The sequence below is a fragment of the Steroidobacter sp. genome (genome assembly GCF_036402275.1).
GTDB lineage: Bacteria > Pseudomonadota > Gammaproteobacteria > Steroidobacterales > Steroidobacteraceae > Steroidobacter.
The window spans coordinates 77,940-94,161 of the sequence record NZ_DASWTF010000013.1 but is presented as its reverse complement, the minus strand read 5'-3'; the positions used below and the strand labels follow the sequence as shown (position 1 = coordinate 94,161).

The 16,222-nt window shown below is 62.1% G+C and carries 15 protein-coding genes; 9 read left to right on the top strand and 6 right to left on the bottom strand.

The window, feature by feature from the left end:
- The first annotated feature begins 8 nt into the window (after positions 1 to 8).
- The 3 genes from VGD45_RS05200 to VGD45_RS05190 all read left to right on the top strand — a co-directional run bounded on the left by VGD45_RS05200 (position 9) and on the right by VGD45_RS05190 (position 2,518).
- Positions 9 to 458, top strand: a complete 450-nt coding sequence (locus VGD45_RS05200; protein ID WP_331154208.1) for a DUF1841 family protein — start codon at positions 9 to 11, stop codon at positions 456 to 458.
- Between the two features lie 84 nt (positions 459 to 542).
- Complete coding sequence (locus VGD45_RS05195) at positions 543 to 2,069, top strand: fumarate hydratase (protein ID WP_331154207.1); 1,527 nt, start codon at positions 543 to 545, stop codon at positions 2,067 to 2,069.
- An 11-nt stretch (positions 2,070 to 2,080) separates the two neighbouring features.
- Complete coding sequence (locus VGD45_RS05190; RefSeq protein WP_331154206.1) at positions 2,081 to 2,518, top strand: MAPEG family protein; 438 nt, start codon at positions 2,081 to 2,083, stop codon at positions 2,516 to 2,518.
- On the opposite strand, the gene VGD45_RS05185 is transcribed toward VGD45_RS05190, so the two are convergent.
- Together VGD45_RS05185 and VGD45_RS05180 are read right to left on the bottom strand one after the other, a co-directional pair.
- Positions 2,508 to 5,033: a glycogen/starch/alpha-glucan phosphorylase gene (locus tag VGD45_RS05185; protein WP_331154205.1), complete on the bottom strand. Its 2,526-nt coding sequence runs from the start codon at positions 5,031 to 5,033 to the stop codon at positions 2,508 to 2,510. The two genes, VGD45_RS05190 and VGD45_RS05185, sit on opposite strands and share 11 nt — an antisense overlap.
- Positions 5,034 to 5,278: 245 nt before the next feature.
- Positions 5,279 to 6,025, bottom strand: a complete 747-nt coding sequence (locus tag VGD45_RS05180; RefSeq protein ID WP_331154204.1) for a helix-turn-helix transcriptional regulator — start codon at positions 6,023 to 6,025, stop codon at positions 5,279 to 5,281.
- Between the two features lie 166 nt (positions 6,026 to 6,191).
- Between VGD45_RS05180 and VGD45_RS05175 the strand changes: the two genes are divergently transcribed.
- The gene (locus tag VGD45_RS05175; RefSeq protein WP_331154203.1) at positions 6,192 to 7,343 is read left to right on the top strand and encodes an OmpA family protein; all 1,152 of its coding nucleotides are present in this window, start codon (positions 6,192 to 6,194) and stop codon (positions 7,341 to 7,343) included.
- Between the two features lie 84 nt (positions 7,344 to 7,427).
- On the opposite strand, the gene VGD45_RS05170 is transcribed toward VGD45_RS05175, so the two are convergent.
- Positions 7,428 to 9,059 carry a 3-(methylthio)propionyl-CoA ligase gene (locus VGD45_RS05170; RefSeq protein ID WP_331154202.1) on the bottom strand — a complete coding sequence of 544 codons (1,632 nt, stop codon included), beginning with the start codon at positions 9,057 to 9,059 and terminating at the stop codon, positions 7,428 to 7,430.
- 66 nt (positions 9,060 to 9,125) lie between these two features.
- Positions 9,126 to 9,995 (bottom strand): hypothetical protein, encoded by an 870-nt coding sequence (locus VGD45_RS05165; protein WP_331154201.1) that lies wholly within the window; start codon positions 9,993 to 9,995, stop codon positions 9,126 to 9,128.
- Positions 9,996 to 10,319: 324 nt separating this feature from the next.
- Here VGD45_RS05165 and VGD45_RS05160 point away from each other — a divergent pair, with 324 nt between their 5' ends.
- The 3 genes from VGD45_RS05160 (at position 10,320) to VGD45_RS05150 (ending at position 11,774) form a co-directional block, all read left to right on the top strand.
- Positions 10,320 to 10,691, top strand: a complete 372-nt coding sequence (locus tag VGD45_RS05160; RefSeq protein WP_331154200.1) for a response regulator — start codon at positions 10,320 to 10,322, stop codon at positions 10,689 to 10,691.
- 30 nt (positions 10,692 to 10,721) lie between these two features.
- The gene (locus VGD45_RS05155; protein ID WP_331154199.1) at positions 10,722 to 11,300 is read left to right on the top strand and encodes a hypothetical protein; all 579 of its coding nucleotides are present in this window, start codon (positions 10,722 to 10,724) and stop codon (positions 11,298 to 11,300) included.
- 267 nt (positions 11,301 to 11,567) lie between these two features.
- The gene (locus VGD45_RS05150; protein WP_331154198.1) at positions 11,568 to 11,774 is read left to right on the top strand and encodes a hypothetical protein; all 207 of its coding nucleotides are present in this window, start codon (positions 11,568 to 11,570) and stop codon (positions 11,772 to 11,774) included.
- Between the two features lie 16 nt (positions 11,775 to 11,790).
- Here the strand turns inward: VGD45_RS05150 and VGD45_RS05145 are convergent, their stop codons facing one another.
- Entirely contained in the window at positions 11,791 to 12,111 is a 321-nt protein-coding gene (locus tag VGD45_RS05145; RefSeq protein ID WP_331154197.1) for a hypothetical protein, read from the bottom strand.
- Positions 12,112 to 12,185: 74 nt separating this feature from the next.
- On the opposite strand from VGD45_RS05145, the gene VGD45_RS05140 reads away from it, so the two are divergent.
- Both VGD45_RS05140 and VGD45_RS05135 read left to right on the top strand, forming a co-directional pair.
- A complete protein-coding gene (locus VGD45_RS05140; protein ID WP_331154196.1) occupies positions 12,186 to 12,884 on the top strand; it encodes a histidine phosphatase family protein in 699 nt (232 codons plus the stop codon).
- Between the two features lie 145 nt (positions 12,885 to 13,029).
- A complete protein-coding gene (locus VGD45_RS05135) occupies positions 13,030 to 15,525 on the top strand; it encodes a chemotaxis protein CheW (protein ID WP_331154195.1) in 2,496 nt (831 codons plus the stop codon).
- Positions 15,526 to 15,527: 2 nt separating this feature from the next.
- Here VGD45_RS05135 and VGD45_RS05130 read toward each other — a convergent pair whose 3' ends face one another.
- Positions 15,528 to 16,130 (bottom strand): hypothetical protein, encoded by a 603-nt coding sequence (locus tag VGD45_RS05130; RefSeq protein WP_331154194.1) that lies wholly within the window; start codon positions 16,128 to 16,130, stop codon positions 15,528 to 15,530.
- Between the last annotated feature and the right edge of the window lie 92 nt (positions 16,131 to 16,222).

Sequence of the window (16,222 nt, the reverse complement as noted above, 5' to 3'; positions counted from 1 at the left end):
TCCGCCGCATGCCGATCTTCGACACCCAGTCCCGCGACCAGCTCCGCAAGATGTACCTCGACGCCTGGCGCAAGCACCGCGAAGGCGTGCCCATGGAGCCGCTCGAGGCGCAGATCGCCGACGTGGTGGCGCTTCACCCTGAATATCAGGCGGCGCTGGAGCGCTCGGACGACGTGCTCGACCGCGACTACACCCCGGAAAGCGGCCAGTCCAACCCGTTTCTGCACATGGGCCTGCACCTGGCGGTCCGCGACCAGATCGCCACCGATCGGCCGCCCGGCATGCGGGCCGCGTTTGAGGCATTGGCGGCGCGTACGGGCACGCCGCACGACGCTGAACATCAGATCATCGAGTGCCTCGCAGAAGCCTTATGGGAAGCGCAGCGCGCCGGCCGGCCGCCGGACGAGCAAGCCTATTTGCGACGGGTCCAGGGCCTGGCAGGCCTTCGCATCCGGTGATACCTGCATTCGTGGACCACGTGGTGGCCCGGCCAGGACCTGGATGGTAGATTCCGCCCCGTCTCGCCAGCCACCGCCACCACCATGCCGACCATCAAGCAAGACGATGTGATCCAGAGCGTCGCCGACGCCCTGCAGTACATTTCTTATTACCACTCGCCCGATTTCATCCAGGCCATGGCGGCCGCCTACGAGCGCGAGGAAAGCGCGGCGGCGAGGGACGCGATCAAACAGATTCTGGTGAACTCGCGCATGTGCGCCGAAGGCCACCGGCCCATCTGCCAGGACACCGGTATCGTCACCGTGTTCGTGAAAGTGGGCATGAACGTGCAGTGGGCCGACGCCACCATGTCGTTGAGCGACATGATCAACGAAGGCGTGCGCCGTGCTTACAACCATCCGGACAATACGCTGCGCGCCTCGATCGTCGGCGATCCCTTGTTCGATAGAAAGAACACCAAGGACAACACGCCCGCGGTCATTCACATGGAAGTAGTGCCCGGCGACAAGCTGGATATCGCGCTTGCCGCCAAGGGCGGCGGCTCGGAGAACAAAGCCAAGCTCACGATGTTGAATCCGTCCGACTCGCTCGTCGACTGGCTGGTGAAGACCGTGCCGCAGATGGGCGCGGGCTGGTGTCCGCCGGGCATGCTCGGCATCGGCATCGGCGGCACCGCCGAGAAGGCAATGGTGCTTGCGAAGGAAGCGTTGTTCGAAGAGATCGACATCCACGAGGTCCGCGAGCACGGCCCGAAGGACAAGTTCGAAGCGCTGCGCCTGGAGATCATGGACAAGATCAACGCGCTCGGCATCGGCGCGCAAGGTCTGGGCGGCCTCACCACCGTGCTGGATGTGAAGATCAAACATTATCCGACGCATGCCGCTTCGCTGCCGGTCGCGGTGATTCCGAACTGCGCCGCCACTCGCCACGCGCATTTCGTCCTCGACGGCTCGGGCCCCGCGAAACTCGATCCGCCGGATCTGGAGTTGTGGCCGAAGCTGACGTACCAAGCGTCTGCTGACTCGCGCCGCGTGAACCTGGACGCGTTGACACGCGAAGACGTGGCCTCGTGGCAGCCGGGCGAACGTTTGCTGCTCTCGGGCAAGATGCTGACCGGTCGCGACGCGGCCCACAAACGTCTGAGCCAGCTGATCGAGTCCGGTCAGCCGCTGCCCGCCGGCCTGGATTTCAAGAATCGCGTGATCTATTACGTCGGCCCCGTCGATCCTGTGAAGGGCGAAGCCGTGGGTCCCGCGGGCCCGACGACGGCCACGCGCATGGACAAGTTCACGGAGATGATGCTCGGCAAGACCGGCTTGATCGCGATGGTCGGCAAGGCAGAGCGCGGCCCCGAAGCCATCGCTTCCATTCGCAAGCACAAAGCGGCCTATCTGATGGCGGTCGGCGGCTCGGCTTATCTCGTGTCCAAAGCGATTCGCTCCAGCCGCGTGGTGGCGTTCGGCGATCTGGGCATGGAAGCGATTTATGAATTCGAAGTTCGCGACATGCCGGTGACGGTTGCTGTCGATGCGCGCGGCGAATCGGTGCACGAGACCGGCCCCGCCGAGTGGCGCAAGCGCATCGCTGGCATTCCAGTGAAAGTCATGTGAGGAGGCTGGCGGTGGACGGACCGATGCAGATCAAGTACGCGATCCTGTTACCTCCCACCGCCCTCGCTTTCCTCACCGGCTTTGTGTTCGTGCGGTTGTACATCGACCGCATCGCCGAGATTCGCGCGCGGCGCATTCATCCGCAGCAGATGGCCTCCGCCAAGCAGGCGCAGGAAACGTTACAGAACGTCGCGGCCTCCGACCACTTCCGCAACTTGTTCGAAGTGCCGGTGCTGTTCTATGCGCTGTGCGCCTTTCTGGCGATCACGCAACTCACGAATCTATTGCTGTTGGCCTGCGCGTGGGGCTACGTCGCGCTGCGCGCCGCTCACACCTACGTGCATCTGACATCCAACGTGGTGATTCGACGCTTTCAGCTTTTCCTGGCGAGCAGCATCGTGCTCGCCGTCATGTGGCTGATATTCGCGGCGCGCCTGCTCACTGCATGAAACCGACTTTGACATCCTCCTGAGACAGTAGACGCACGGGCACCGAGGGCGCGTGCCAGATGTCCCTGCAGTACTCCTGGATCGTCCGGTCGGATGAGAACTTGCCGCTGCGCGCCGTGTTCAGGATCGACATGCGGCTCCAGTGCTCGACATCACGATACGCCGTGCTGACACGCAGCTGGCACTCCGAGTACGACTCGAAGTCCGCCAACACCAGATAGGGATCGTGCCAGAGCAGCCCGTCCGTCAGCCCACGAAACATCTCCGTGTCGCCGCGTGAAAAGAAACCGCTGCCGATCAGATCGATGACTTCCTTCAATTCGGCCGTGAGGTGATCTTGCGGGCGATACCCCCGCGCCTTGGTCTGCGCGACCTCCTCGGCAGTCAAGCCGAACAGGAAAAAGTTCTCCGCCCCGACCTCCTGACGGATTTCGATGTTGGCGCCGTCCATGGTGCCGATGGTGAGGGCGCCGTTCATGGAGAACTTCATGTTGCCGGTGCCGGAAGCCTCTTTGCCCGCGGTCGAGATCTGCTCCGACAGCTCAGTGGCCGGATAGACGCGCTGGCCGTTGCTCACATTGAAGTTCGGCAGGAACACCACCTTCAGCTGACCTCGGATCGCAGAGTCACGATTGATCACGTCGCCCACGGAATTGATCAGTTTGATGATCAGCTTGGCGATGTGATACGCCGGCGCGGCCTTGCCGCCGAAAATGAAGGTGCGCGGCTGGATGTCAACGTTGGGATTCGAGCGCAGCCGATGGTACAGCGCGATCACGTGCAGAATGTTCAGATGCTGCCGCTTGTACTCGTGAATGCGCTTCACCTGCACGTCGAACAGCGACTGCGGATCGATGGCGAGACCGGTGCGCTCCTTCACGAACGCAGCGAAATCGACCTTGTTCGCGTGCTTGATCGCGCGCCATCGTTCGCGAAAGGCCGCGTCCTCCGCCAGTGGCTGCAGGCGTGACAGCTCATCGAGATTCTTCACCCACGAGTCGCCGATGGCTTCGTGGATCAGGCCGGAAAGCCGTGGGTTGCTCAGCGCCATCCAGCGCCGCGGCGTCACTCCATTCGTCTTGTTGCTGAAGCGCTGCGGCCACAGGTCGTAGAAGTCCTTGAGCACGTCGTGCTTCAACAACTCCGAGTGCAACTCGGCGACGCCGTTGATGGTGTGACTGCCCACGCACGCCAGATGCGCCATCCGCACGTAACGCTCGCCATGCTCGTCGATCAACGACAGCCGCGCGAGCCGCGACTCGTCGCCATAGAAGCGGATGCGCACCTCGTCGAGAAAGCGCGCATTGATCTCGTAGATGATGTCCAGGTGCCGCGGCAACAAGCGCTTGAACAATTCCAGCGGCCAGCATTCGAGGGCTTCGGGCAACAACGTATGGTTGGTGTACGCAAACGTTTTGCACGTGATCGACCATGCCTGATCCCACGGCATGACGTGCTCGTCCACCAGCAAGCGCATCAGCTCGGCCACCGCGATCGCCGGATGCGTATCGTTGAGCTGCACGGCGAACTTCTCGTGGAAGCGCTCGAGCGGCAGCTTCTGCACGCGCATGATCCGCATCATGTCCTGCAGCGAGCAGGATACGAAAAAGTACTGCTGCTCCAGTCGCAGCGTCTTGCCCTGGATCTGCTCGTCGTTGGGATAGAGCACTTTGCTCAACGTTTCCGACCACACCTTCTGGCGGACTGCCCCGCCATAGTCGCCGCGATTGAACGTGGAGAAGTCGAACGACTCGGGCGCCTCGGCCTTCCAGAGCCGTAGAGTGTTCGCCGTATTGTTGCAATAACCGAGAATGGGTGTGTCGTAAGGCACGCCGACCACGACTTTGTCGGGCACCCAGCGAATGCGCAGGCGCTCGTGCTCGTCGCGGTATTGTTCGGTGTGACCGCCAAGCCGCACTTCCACGGCCCATTCCGGACGCAGCACTTCCCATGGATTGCCGAAGCGCAACCACTTGTCGGTGCGCTCCATCTGCCAGCCGTCGACGATCTCCTGATGAAAAATACCGAACTCGTAGCGGATGCCGTAGCCCAGCGAGGGAATTTCCAGCGTCGCCATCGAATCGATGAAACAAGCCGCGAGCCTGCCCAGACCGCCGTTACCCAGGCCCGGCTCGTCCTCCTGGCGTAGCAAGGTATCGAAATCCAGTCCCAGCTCGGCGATGGCCTCGCGCACCTGTTCGTAGATACCGAGGTTGATGAGATTGTTGCCCAGATGCGGCCCCATCAGGAACTCGGCCGAAAAGTACGCGACGGTGCGCGAGCCCTGTTTGGTATAGGCCGCCGCCGTGCTGATCCAGCGTTGTAACAACCGATCGCGGACCGCATAGGCCAGCGCCTGGTAGTAGTCGTTGTGAGTCGCCAGCGCGGGGAATTTCCCCTGCACGTAAAACAGGTTGTCCAGGAAGGCATGCTTGAACGCCTCCTTGGTCAGACCCGTGCGCTCGTCCTCGTACGGCTGCTCGCCGTCGGTCATCTCTTTTATGGATGTAGCCATGCGAGACATGGTGCAAATATCGTGCGGGCCTGACCAAGTGTCGGCATCCGCAGCCAGTGAGCCAATGGCACGCGAACGCGCACCGGCTTAATCCACCGGCGGCAAATTTCGCCTCTTTTGAGTGCACCGCGCGTGCAGACTCCGGGTCCTTCCGACAAAACAAAAAATTTAAAATTTTCATTCCCCCTCCCGTGCACGGGAGGGGCCAGGGGGTGGGTCTTCCGGCTTGGACAGACCGCTTCAGATCACGCCGCGGCCTTGGCTCGATACGCGGAAAACATCGAGAACACCCACGGCCGGCAGGCCAGCAGCAGCGCGACGCTGCTCTTGTCTCGCGTCGGCACTTGCACGTCGAGCGCCGCGAGGTCGGCGAAGTCCGCCGCCAGCTTATCGATCTTCTTCAGCAGGATGCGTACCGAGGCCGCCGACAGCTCGGCCGAATGAAACGACAATGCCTCGTTGCTGCCGGTAAACGGTCCCTGCAGAAATTCCGCCCGCACCTGGCGCTCATATAACTTACGCACCGGCCCATCCGGCCGCCACGCGATGGGCAGCCGCGCATGCAGATGCACTCTGCGCTTGCCGTCGATGTCGATGAGCTGCGCTTCCATCAGTCTCGTCAACAGAGAGCGCATGGCGCGCGCGTTGAGCCCGAGGCGGCGCTCCGCCGCCTCGACGGAGCGGCCGTTCAATAGCAAATAAAACAACGCCAGCAACGATGCATCGCTTGCCAAAGTTCGTTCCTGCTCCAGCGACAGACTGAACGTCTGCGCCTCGCGCGGCCCGGCCGACATGCGTACGAGATCGGCGACACTCATGTCGATGGCGGCACAGACCCGCTCGAGTCGCACCAATGTAAAAGATTCATCCGAGAACAAGCGCTTCACCGAGGACTCGCTCAGGCCCAGCGCGCGGCCGAGTTTTTGATAAGTCATGCCACGGGCGCGCAAGCAACGCTTCAAAGTTTCCAGCAGATTTTTCGTCTCATTCACTGCAACAAATTCCGACAGGACGTGGTGGGTGATGCCAAGAGTACCGTATTCCGGTACTTCGGTTTTCAAAGCTTGTTCGGCGGATTTCTGACGCTAAGGTGTCGCCCTGCCGGAACACTGGCACTGCGGTGTCACGGCAACGTTCGAATAAACAAGAGGAATCGATATGAAGGTGTTTCATGCGTCGTTACGTGCTCGAGTGAGGTCCGCTCTGCGCTGGGCCGCGCCCGCGCTCGTCATCGCCGCACCGGGAGTCGCTGGGGCTGACGATGTCGGCCACTGGTACATCACTCCGCAGATCGGCGGCATTTCCGTGGACAACGATCGCCCGGTGCAAGACAAGGATTGGCTGTACGGTGTCGCCATTGGCAAACACCTCAGCGACGCAATCAATCTGGAGTTGAATCTCAACGGCTCGCAGATCGGCGGCGGCGTCGGCCGCAGCGACCTGAGCCTGTACGGCGCTTCGCTCGATCTGTTGACCGTGATGAATCGCGGCGGCCGGGTCGAACCGTTTCTGAGCTTCGGCGCGGGCGCGTTGCAAGCCGAACGCAGCCCCGGCTCGAATGCCACCAATCTGATGGGACAAGTCGGCGCCGGCATGTTCATCAAAGCGTGGGAGAGCGCGGACGGCTCCAGCAGCTTCGCGCTGCGTCCCGAGCTGAAGGTTCGCTGGGACGAAGATGGCGTTCCGGATAACAACCGCGATTACCTCGGCCTGCTCGGCTTCCAGTTCTCCTTCGGCTCGCCGCCGGCGAAGCCCGTGGAAGCTCCGCCTCCGGCTCCGGAACCGCCGCCAGCTCCGCCTCCGCCGCCCCCGCCGCCTCCGCCTCCGGGAGATCAGGACAAGGACGGCGTGCTCGACAACGTCGACAAGTGCCCGGACACGCCTGCCGGCGTCGCCGTGGACGCTTTCGGCTGCACGCGCAAGGGCTCGATCACGCTGGAAGGCGTGACGTTCGAGTTGAACTCGGCGCGCCTGGAGCCGGAGTCGCGCACAGTGCTCGACACCGTGGCCGCGGATCTGAAGAAATATCCGCGACTGAAGATCGAGCTGCAGGGTCACACCGACAGCTCGGGCTCGGATGCGTACAACCTGAAGTTGTCGCAACAGCGCGCCGACTCGGTGCGCACGTACCTGCTCGATCAGGGCGTGCCCGCGACTCAGCTGACTGCGAAAGGCTACGGCGAAACGCAGCCGATCGAAGACAACAAGACCGAAGCCGGTCGCTCACTGAATCGCCGCGTGGTGATGTTCGTGGTCGACAACCCGAGCGACGTGCAAGTCCAGGGTGAAGGCAAGGTCGAGGAGCGCTAACGCGCAGAGCCTGGCTCCTCTTCGCAAGGGGAGGAGCCCTTGAAACCAATCAGGGCTTCCTCCCCGTAGGGGAGGAAGCCTTTCTCATGTTTGTGGAAACCGATAGTCCGCGAACTGCTCCCGCAGCCGCAACTTGCTGATCTTGCCCGTCGCGGTCAACGGCAGCTTCTCGACGAACACCACATCATCCGGTATCCACCACTTCGCCACTTTGCCCGCGAAGAACTGCAGCAGTTCCTCGGGCGTCGCCGAAGCGCCCGGCTTCAATACCAGGACGAGCAGCGGCCGCTCCTGCCATTTCGGATGCGGAATGGCGATAGCCGCAGCCTGCGCCACCGCCGGATGCGCGACGGCCAGGTTTTCCAACTCGATGGAGCTGATCCACTCGCCGCCCGACTTGATGACATCCTTGGTGCGATCCGTGATCTGCATGTATCCGAGCGGACAGATGGTCGCGACGTCGCCGGTGTTGAACCAGCCGTCCTCCTCGAACACATCGTCACCGCTGCGCTTGTAGTAACTCGCGGCGACCCAGGGACCACGGACTTTCAACGCGCCGAACGTCTTGCCATCGCGCGGCACTTCCGAACCGCCCTCGCCCGCCACTTTCAACTCGATGCCGAACACCGTGCGACCCTGACGGGCTCGCAACGCTTCGCGCCGTTCTTCCGGCAACGCTCGCGCCTCGGGCGACTGCGAGCGAATCGTGCCGATCGGGCTCGTCTCCGTCATTCCCCACGCATGCACGACTTCGACGTTGTGACGTTCGCGCAGTTGGTCCATCAGCGCGACCGGCACCGCCGAGCCGCCGCTCAGCACGTGCGACAGGCTCTCGACGCGCTTGCCGGTTTTCTCGAGATACGCGACCAGGCCCTGCCACACTGTGGGCACGCCGGCCGAGAAAGTGACCTGCTCTTCTTCGATGAGCGCCTGTAACGTTTCCGCATCGCCCATTTTCGAGCCCGGAAACACCAGCTTCGCGCCCACCATGGGACACGCATACGGCAGGCCCCAGGCATTGACATGAAACATCGGCACCACGGGCATCACGACCTCGTGCGACGACAACGCCATGGCGTCGGGTAAAGCGGCGGCATAGCAATGCAGGATGGTGGAGCGATGACTGTACAGCACGCCCTTGGGATCGCCGGTCGTGCCGGACGTGTAACACAGGGAGCTCGCGGTACGCTCATCGAACTCGGGCCATTCGAAATCGTCGCTCTCGTCGGCAATCAAAGATTCATAGCTGCGAGCGCGCGGCAGCTGTGTGTTCGGCATGTGAGCATCGTCGGTCATGACGATGCAGCCCTCGAGCTTCGGCAGGCGCGTTTGCAACTTCTCCAACAGCGGCACGAACACCGGATCGAGAAACAACCAGCGATCCTCGGCGTGATTGACAATGAAAACGATCTGGTCTTCGAACAACCGGGGATTGATGGTGTGACAGACGAATCCCGAGCCGGACACACCATAGTAGGTTTCGAAGTGCCGATAGTCGTTCCAGGCCAGCGTGGCGATACGGTCGCCCTGCTGCACGCCTAGACGCTTCAATGCATTGGCCAGCTTGCGCGAGCGAGCGAATGCCTCGCGATACGTGTAACGATGTCTGGGATTGTCGGCGACGATCGATACGATCTCCCGCCGTGGGTGCTGCAGTTCTGCGTGGCGCGCGATGCTGCTGATCAGCAGCGGCCGGTCCATCATCTGTCCGAACATGGCCGTCCCCCTGGATCCTTGTAGTATCTAAATTGATACCACAATTACCGCGGGAAGGCTGTTTCGTTAGGGCGAAGTGGCGGGACCGGTGAATGAGGCCGTCGTGTGCAGCGACTCAGCGGCAATAACGGCGGGCACCTGCGCGGGTGGCAACTGCTGGATGGGCGGAGTCGCCATCGGCGTCGGCTGATCCGCGGCTGGCGTCGGATCGGTGTCGAAACCGAACTGCACGACGATGCGCGCGATATGCGGATGCTCGCTGCTCCATTGCATGAAGTTCACGCATACCGCTTTCAGATCGGCGCCCTGCGCATATTCAAAAGAATTTCCGGTGAAACGCGCGCCGCCGAGATCCTGCTCGAAGCTGACCTGATGTTTGTCCCAAGGGTGTTGCATGGCGTCCGGCTGCGCGAACAGTTGAATGCCATCGACGCGAGCATACGATGGGATCGTCCCGCACAGCGCGATTCGTTGCGCATCCTGCTCGCCGCACATAGCGGTCGGGCCGCTGGCGCGGCAAGCCGGCACGTACACGACCGACTCGACACTGTCGGCCATGCCTTCGAGCGCAGCCGCCATGGTGAGCGGGCTCTTCGGTTCCGGCGCGGGCTCGGCCACCTTCACGGCCTCGGCGCGCGCCGCTTCTTTTTCACTGGCGATCAGCGAGCGCAGCTCCTTCAGCTCCGTACGCATCGCGAGCATGTCCTCGGCCGCGCGCTGCTTGATGAATTCGGAATAGAGAAAGCCGCCAGCCGCCGACGCGATCATCAGCGCCAGCACGGCCAGGACCGAGCGCACGGCGGAGCCTTTTTTGGGACGCACCTCGACCTTGCTGCTGCGCTGATTCTTGATCGAGCCGAACAGCTGGAACAAAGCGGTGCCCACGGTCGCCAGCGCACCGATCATCGCCGCCAGAATGGTTTCGGAAATCCCCATCGAAGTCCCTTGAGGTGCCGATTGACGTACTTGGGCCGCCTGCCCTGCCTTATGTCCTGTCTGCCTCGGGACTGTACTGCGTCACATTTTGATCCTCTGCCAAACAGTTGGCAGTTTCGGACCGGGACACCGCGATGGATGCAAATTCACGGGGGCCGTTCAGCGGCGCGTTCAGCTTTGCGCCTCCGGAGTGCGACCGGCCCCTCATTCCGGGAACCCCCTACTCAACTCCCCGCAGCAGCCGCCGTTAAGGCGGGAAACGACGGCGTCGCCGCCCTCCCATGGGTTCGACTGGAAGATTCTGTGCAATTGGAGCGCTTGTAAATGTCTGGAGCCTCGAAGTCAGTTCTCGCCGTGGACGATTCCGCGTCCATGCGCCAGATGGTTCGTTACACCCTGGAAGGTGCCGGCTATGAGGTGATACAGGCAGCCGACGGCGTCGAGGCGCTCGATCTGGCCAAGACTCGCGGCGTGGATCTGGTGCTCACCGACGTGAACATGCCCCGCATGGACGGCATCACGCTGGTCAAGGAGCTGCGCGGCCTCGACAGCTACAAGTTCACGCCGATGCTGGTGCTGACCACCGAGTCGGGCCAGGAAACCAAGATGCGCGGCAAGCAGGCGGGCGCGACCGGCTGGATCGTCAAGCCGTTCAATCCGGACCAGCTGCTGGCCACCATCGCCCGCGTGCTCTAACGCATAAGGTCCAGTCGCGTGCATCCGTCCATGCTGCCGAACTCAATAGAAATCTCCAACGCCGAAGCAGCGCCGCTCGCCGATTGGACGCCCGAACAGCAGATCGCGCACATGCTGGAGCTGTGCGAGGCGCAGATGGAATCGGCCATGTGCGAATCCGACCTCGCGGTGGACTCGCTGGTCAAGGCATTCTCCGGCCTCGCGGAAACCGCCCGATCCATGAAGACCGCCGCCGCGAAGCTCACGCCGGAACAGCGTGCGGTGCTCGGCGATCTGGATCTGAAGAAACAAATGGAGTCGATCGAACGGCAGATGACCTCCGCCGTGGTCGCCTTCCAGTTCTACGACAAGCTCACCCAGCGGCTCGGCCATGTGCGCTACAGCCTGTCGACCCTCGCCCTGTTCGTTTGCGATCGCGCGCAGGCGAGCCAGCGCGATCAGTGGCGTCGTTTGTTTACTACGCTGAAACGTTTGTACCGGACGGAAGAAGAGAAGCAGATCTTTCAGATGATGGTGGAAGGTGCGTCCGCGGACGAAGCGCGCGACCATATCCATCAAAGCACGCAGACCCTGCGCGTCGCGGCAGCGGGCGACATCGAACTGTTCTGACAACAGTCGGCGGCCCGCCCCGGCGTCGCCGACGCGCCCGTTATGTTTCGCGCTTGTGACATTCGCTGCACTGCCAGCTGAGAAGCGCGTCTCACTCCCTATTTTTTTGCGCCGCATTTTCCCTGGCGGTGTGATCTGTCGCACGGTTAAGAATCATCAAGAAGCTATCGTTGCGACCGTCGATGAGCTGTAGCGAGCGGGTCCGGAATTGACCTCGCCTAAGCGTCCCCAGGATCAAGACCAGGATGCGGAAATAGGGAGTCAGTCATGTCGATCAAGTCTCAACAAATCGTCGGAATCGCCGGCGCGTTCGCGCTGGTGGGCGCGGCCGTGTGGCTATCGGCGGCGTTTTTAGATCAACCCGAGCCAGGCAGCGTGGAAATCAGCCAGGTGCCGGAGCGCTCCTGGGCCGTCGAGATCACCGATCTCGGACCGGTCGAGCCCACGCCTGAAAAGCGCACCGCGAGCCGATAGAACTCGCGGTTTCGGCTCACTGCGCCGGGGTGATTTCCCCTTCGCCGACCTTTTCGATCATGGTCTTGATGCCGTTCTCGAAGCCCGGCCCCGAGCCGTTGTAGAACAAGTACACAGGCTTCTCGTTACGTAACAGATCGATGGCGTTGTGATAGTGATCCAGGTGGTAGTACAGCACCACTTGCCCCTTGGTCACCGTGTCCGCCGGCAGCGTCGCGCCATTCGGCAGGAAAACCAGCATGCCGATGTAGTTGCCCGCCCCCTTCAGCGCAATGCGCGGCGAGAACGCGTTTGCGGAGTAGAAGACCTCGTAGGCATCGATGCGGGTCAGGGACATTCCAATCGGCTCCTGCCAATAGCGATAGGGGTAACAATATACGACCGTGCGGCCTCGCCAGCTACACTGCGTGCATGAGCACGATCTATCTGGTCCGCCACGGACAGGCTTCCTTCGGCACCGACAACTACGATCAGCTTTCGGCCACCGGTCGCGCGCAGGTGCGACACCTGGGCGCGTACTTTGCCGCGCTCGGCGAGCGCATCGATCGCATCTACTCCGGCTCGCTGCGCAGGCAGACTGAAACGGCTGAGATCATCGCAGCGGCGTTCGACAGTCCGGGCCCGCCTATCACGCTCGAGCCTGCATTCGACGAATACGACAGCGACGTGATCCTGCACACGTTCGCGAAATCGCTGACGCCGGAACAGTTGGCCCAGGCGGGCTGGCCGGAGCTGCGCACCGATCGGCGCAAGTTTCAGTTCTTCCTGGAACGCGCCGCCCGCGCCTGGGTGGAAGCGCAGATCGAAGCCGAAGAGATGACGCCGTGGCGCGGCTTTCACGGCCGCATCGCCGCGGCGCTCGAAACCATCATGCGGAACGAAGGCCGCTCGAAGACGTTGATCGTCAGCACTTCGGGCGGCGTCATCGGCACCATTGTGGCGCATGTGATGGGCCTGTCGAATCACACCGGCATCGAGCTGAATTGGGCCGTCCACAATGCGTCCATCACGCGGCTGATTTACAGCGCCGACAAAGTATCTCTCTCCATGTTCAACGCCCTGCCGCACCTGGATCGTGCAGAGCTGAGGGAACTCATTACTTACCGCTGAGCGCTGCACCGAATTGGACGCGAAAATCCGCGAACCAACGCGCATTTTGTTTTTCAAGCGCAACGCCTCGAGAGCCGTTACATAAGAAACAAAAGTCCGGCGGCAGGGACGGCGATTCATGGTCAAGGCAGCGGTGGTACGGCACATGTCCTCGGTCGAGGACTACCGCGCGCGCCTGGCCGGTTTGCAAGGTTCCTGGGATACGCTCTCGTTGTTGTCACATTTGCGGGGTGACGGCGCGGATATGAGCGGCACCCGCCAGGCGTTCGAAGCGCTGGCGAATGACCTGGTCCACAGCCTCAGCGAAGAAACATACCGCAAGGCGATGCTGGCCATGCAGGCCAAGAGCCAGATCGCCATCGACGTGATGGTGCGCAACTTGTTCGAGCGCACCGCAGATATCGGCTTTCTTGCCATCGACGACGATATTCGCGACTACCTGCGTCAACGCCGTTCCGACGACGCGCAGGTGAAGAAGTTGAACGAGCGCCTGCGCGGCCGCTTCCGTGAGTACGTCGGCAAATATTCCGTTTATCACGACGTGATCCTGCTGGACGTCGATGGCGAAGTGCTCGTGCGTCTCGACGAGGCGCACGATGTCGCCCGAACCTCGCATGAGCTGTTGAGAAACACGCTCTCGACACGTCAAGGCTACGTCGAAACCTTCGGTCGCATCGATCTGCTGCCGAACAGCGATCGCAATCTCGTGTATTCATTCCGAGTCGGCGATGGCGCGCGCCCGGAAGGCGTGTTGTGCCTCTGCTTCCGCTTCGAAGACGAAGTAGCCGGCATCTTCGCAAAGCTGCGCGCCGAGGAAGACTGGACCGTGCTCTGCTTCCTGGATGAGCGCGGCTCGGTGATCGCGAGCAGCGATGCATGGCAGATTCCAGTCAACGCAGCGCTGCCGGTGGTTCTCGAAGAAGGCGGCCGCATCGTTCGCTTCGCCGGCCGCGAGTATCTCGCCATCACTTGCCGGACGCAGGGGTATCAGGGCTACACGGGTCCCGGCTGGTTCGGCCATGCCATGCTGCCCATCGAGCATGCGTTCGACAGGCCGATGGACGAAGGCGCCAAAACCATTTCGCACGACCTGCTGACGGCGCTGCGCGAAAGCCAGACGATCTTCTCCCCTGCCCTGCGCAAGATTCCGATGCAAGCCGACGCCATTCAGCGCGAGTTGAATCGCACGGTATGGAACGGCAACGTACGGCTCGCGACCAGCGCGGATACGAGCAGCAGCGACTTCAGTAAAGTCCTGCTGCGAGAGATCGGCAACGCCGGACGCCGCACACAGGAAACATTCGAGCGTTCGATCAGCGAGCTGCAGGAAACGGTGGTCTCATCCATTCTCGACGACGCGCAGCTGCTCGCCTCGCTCGCGGTCGATGTGCTGGATCGTAACCTGTACGAGCGCGCCAACGACTGTCGCTGGTGGGCGCTGAACGGTGCGTTGAGCCGCCATCTTTCAGAGGGCAACGGTGACGCGAGCGAGATTCTCCGGCACATCAACAGCCTCTACACCGTCTATCACGACATCGTCTTGTTCGACAGCACCGGACGCGCCGTCGCCGTGTCCAATCGGGCGCATGCGAGCAGCGTCGGCAGCACGCTCGCTGAGCCTTGGGTCGCCGCGACGCTGGAACTGCGTGACTCGCAGCAGTACGCCGTATCTGCGTTCGCACCGAGCGCTCTGTATGAAGGCCAACACACGTTGATTTACGGCGCCGCCATTCGAAACGAGTCTCGACGCGTGGTCGGCGGCATTGGCATCGTGTTCGACTCGGCGCCACAGCTCAAAGCCATGCTGCGAGATGCGCTGCCTCGCACTGAGTCAGGCGAGGTCGTGAGCGGCAGCATTGGTATGTTCGTGGATGCGCGCATGACTGTCGTGGCCGCGACTTCCGATTACGAACCCGGCCAGACCATCGAACTGCCGCCCGAGTTGCTCGGCGCGCAGAACAATGCGCCGCAGACCCTCTGTATGAACGGCGTGCACTACGCGATCGGCGTGCGGAAGAGCTCGGGCTACCGCGAGTACTGCGGCATGGGCGTGTTCAGCGTGATCCTCATCCCGCTTGGAAAAGCGATCGAGCGAGTTGTTTTTCGTCGCGCCGAGGCGCAAGGCCATCGACGCGGTGTCGCGCAGGAAAAGATGATCGATGTCGCGACGTTCTATTGCGGACAACAGCGGCTCGGTCTGATGCGCGATGACATCGTGGAAGCTCTGGACGGCGCGCAGATCCGTCCGATCCCCAATGCGCCCGCCTGGCACGCCGGGCTGTTGATGTATCGGGAGATGCCGCTGCCGGTGATCGACTTGCGCCAACTGCTCAACGCCGGCCAGGGCATCGATGCACGCAATGTGATCGTCGTCCGGGCGGCGGAAACGGGGCAGCTCTTCGGATTGCTCGTCGATGAACTGGCGGACATTCCGGAGATCGCGGTGAGCCGCATCTTGCCAATGAGCGAATTGAATACTCGCGGGGCGGCGATTCTCGACCGCGCGGTTCGGCCCGAGCATGCCGAAGAGCCGATGCTCATGCTCATGAACATCGAGCAGTTGCTCATGTACGCGGGTGCTGCTGGGTTCAAGCTGTCCTCACCGACCGCTTCGGTGACGAAGCTCAGAACTGCAAGCTGAATTCAGCGCGCGAAGCGCGCCTGGTTCAACTGACGAATCAAGCCAGCGTAGTACGCATCCTTGCTGGCGTTGCGACGCTCTTCCAGCTGAGCGTCGGCTTCGCGTTGAAGCGCCAATCGCGTTGCTTCTTCTGCCTTCGGCGATGACAGGAAGGCCTGGGCCCGACGCAGCGCCTGGCCCATATCGCACTTGTAGTAGGTCTGCGTCGCCAGGACGTGGCGCGTCTCTTCGCTGGTGCCGCGATTCCAGATCCGCAGCGAATTCACGGTGAGACGTCCGCTATGGACGCTGAACATTTCGTCGCCGTTGAACGCACGACGCACGAAGACATTTGGCCCTGCCGCCGTCACGTGCATCGAGGACTGGCTGCCAATCTGGCGCGGGTCTGCTTCGGAGAGCACAGTGAACGCGGTGATATCCGATCCGGCGGCCGAGTACTGCACGATGGTCTCGCCCCTGCTCGCGTCCTCACTACACCACATGCCCTCGAGCGCCTTTGCTCCCGAAGTCGCGTGCGCCGTGCCCGCCGCGATCAACAACACTGGAACGAAGACCCGAGCGATGGCTCGACCAAGGATGCGTACGGAGCTCGAAGCGTTTTTCATGGAGCGAATCGCGGCTCGACCTGGACCGGATCAGCAGGAGCAATTTGCATGCCGGCCGGCGCAGGACCCATGAAACGCCGGTGAATTGGCGG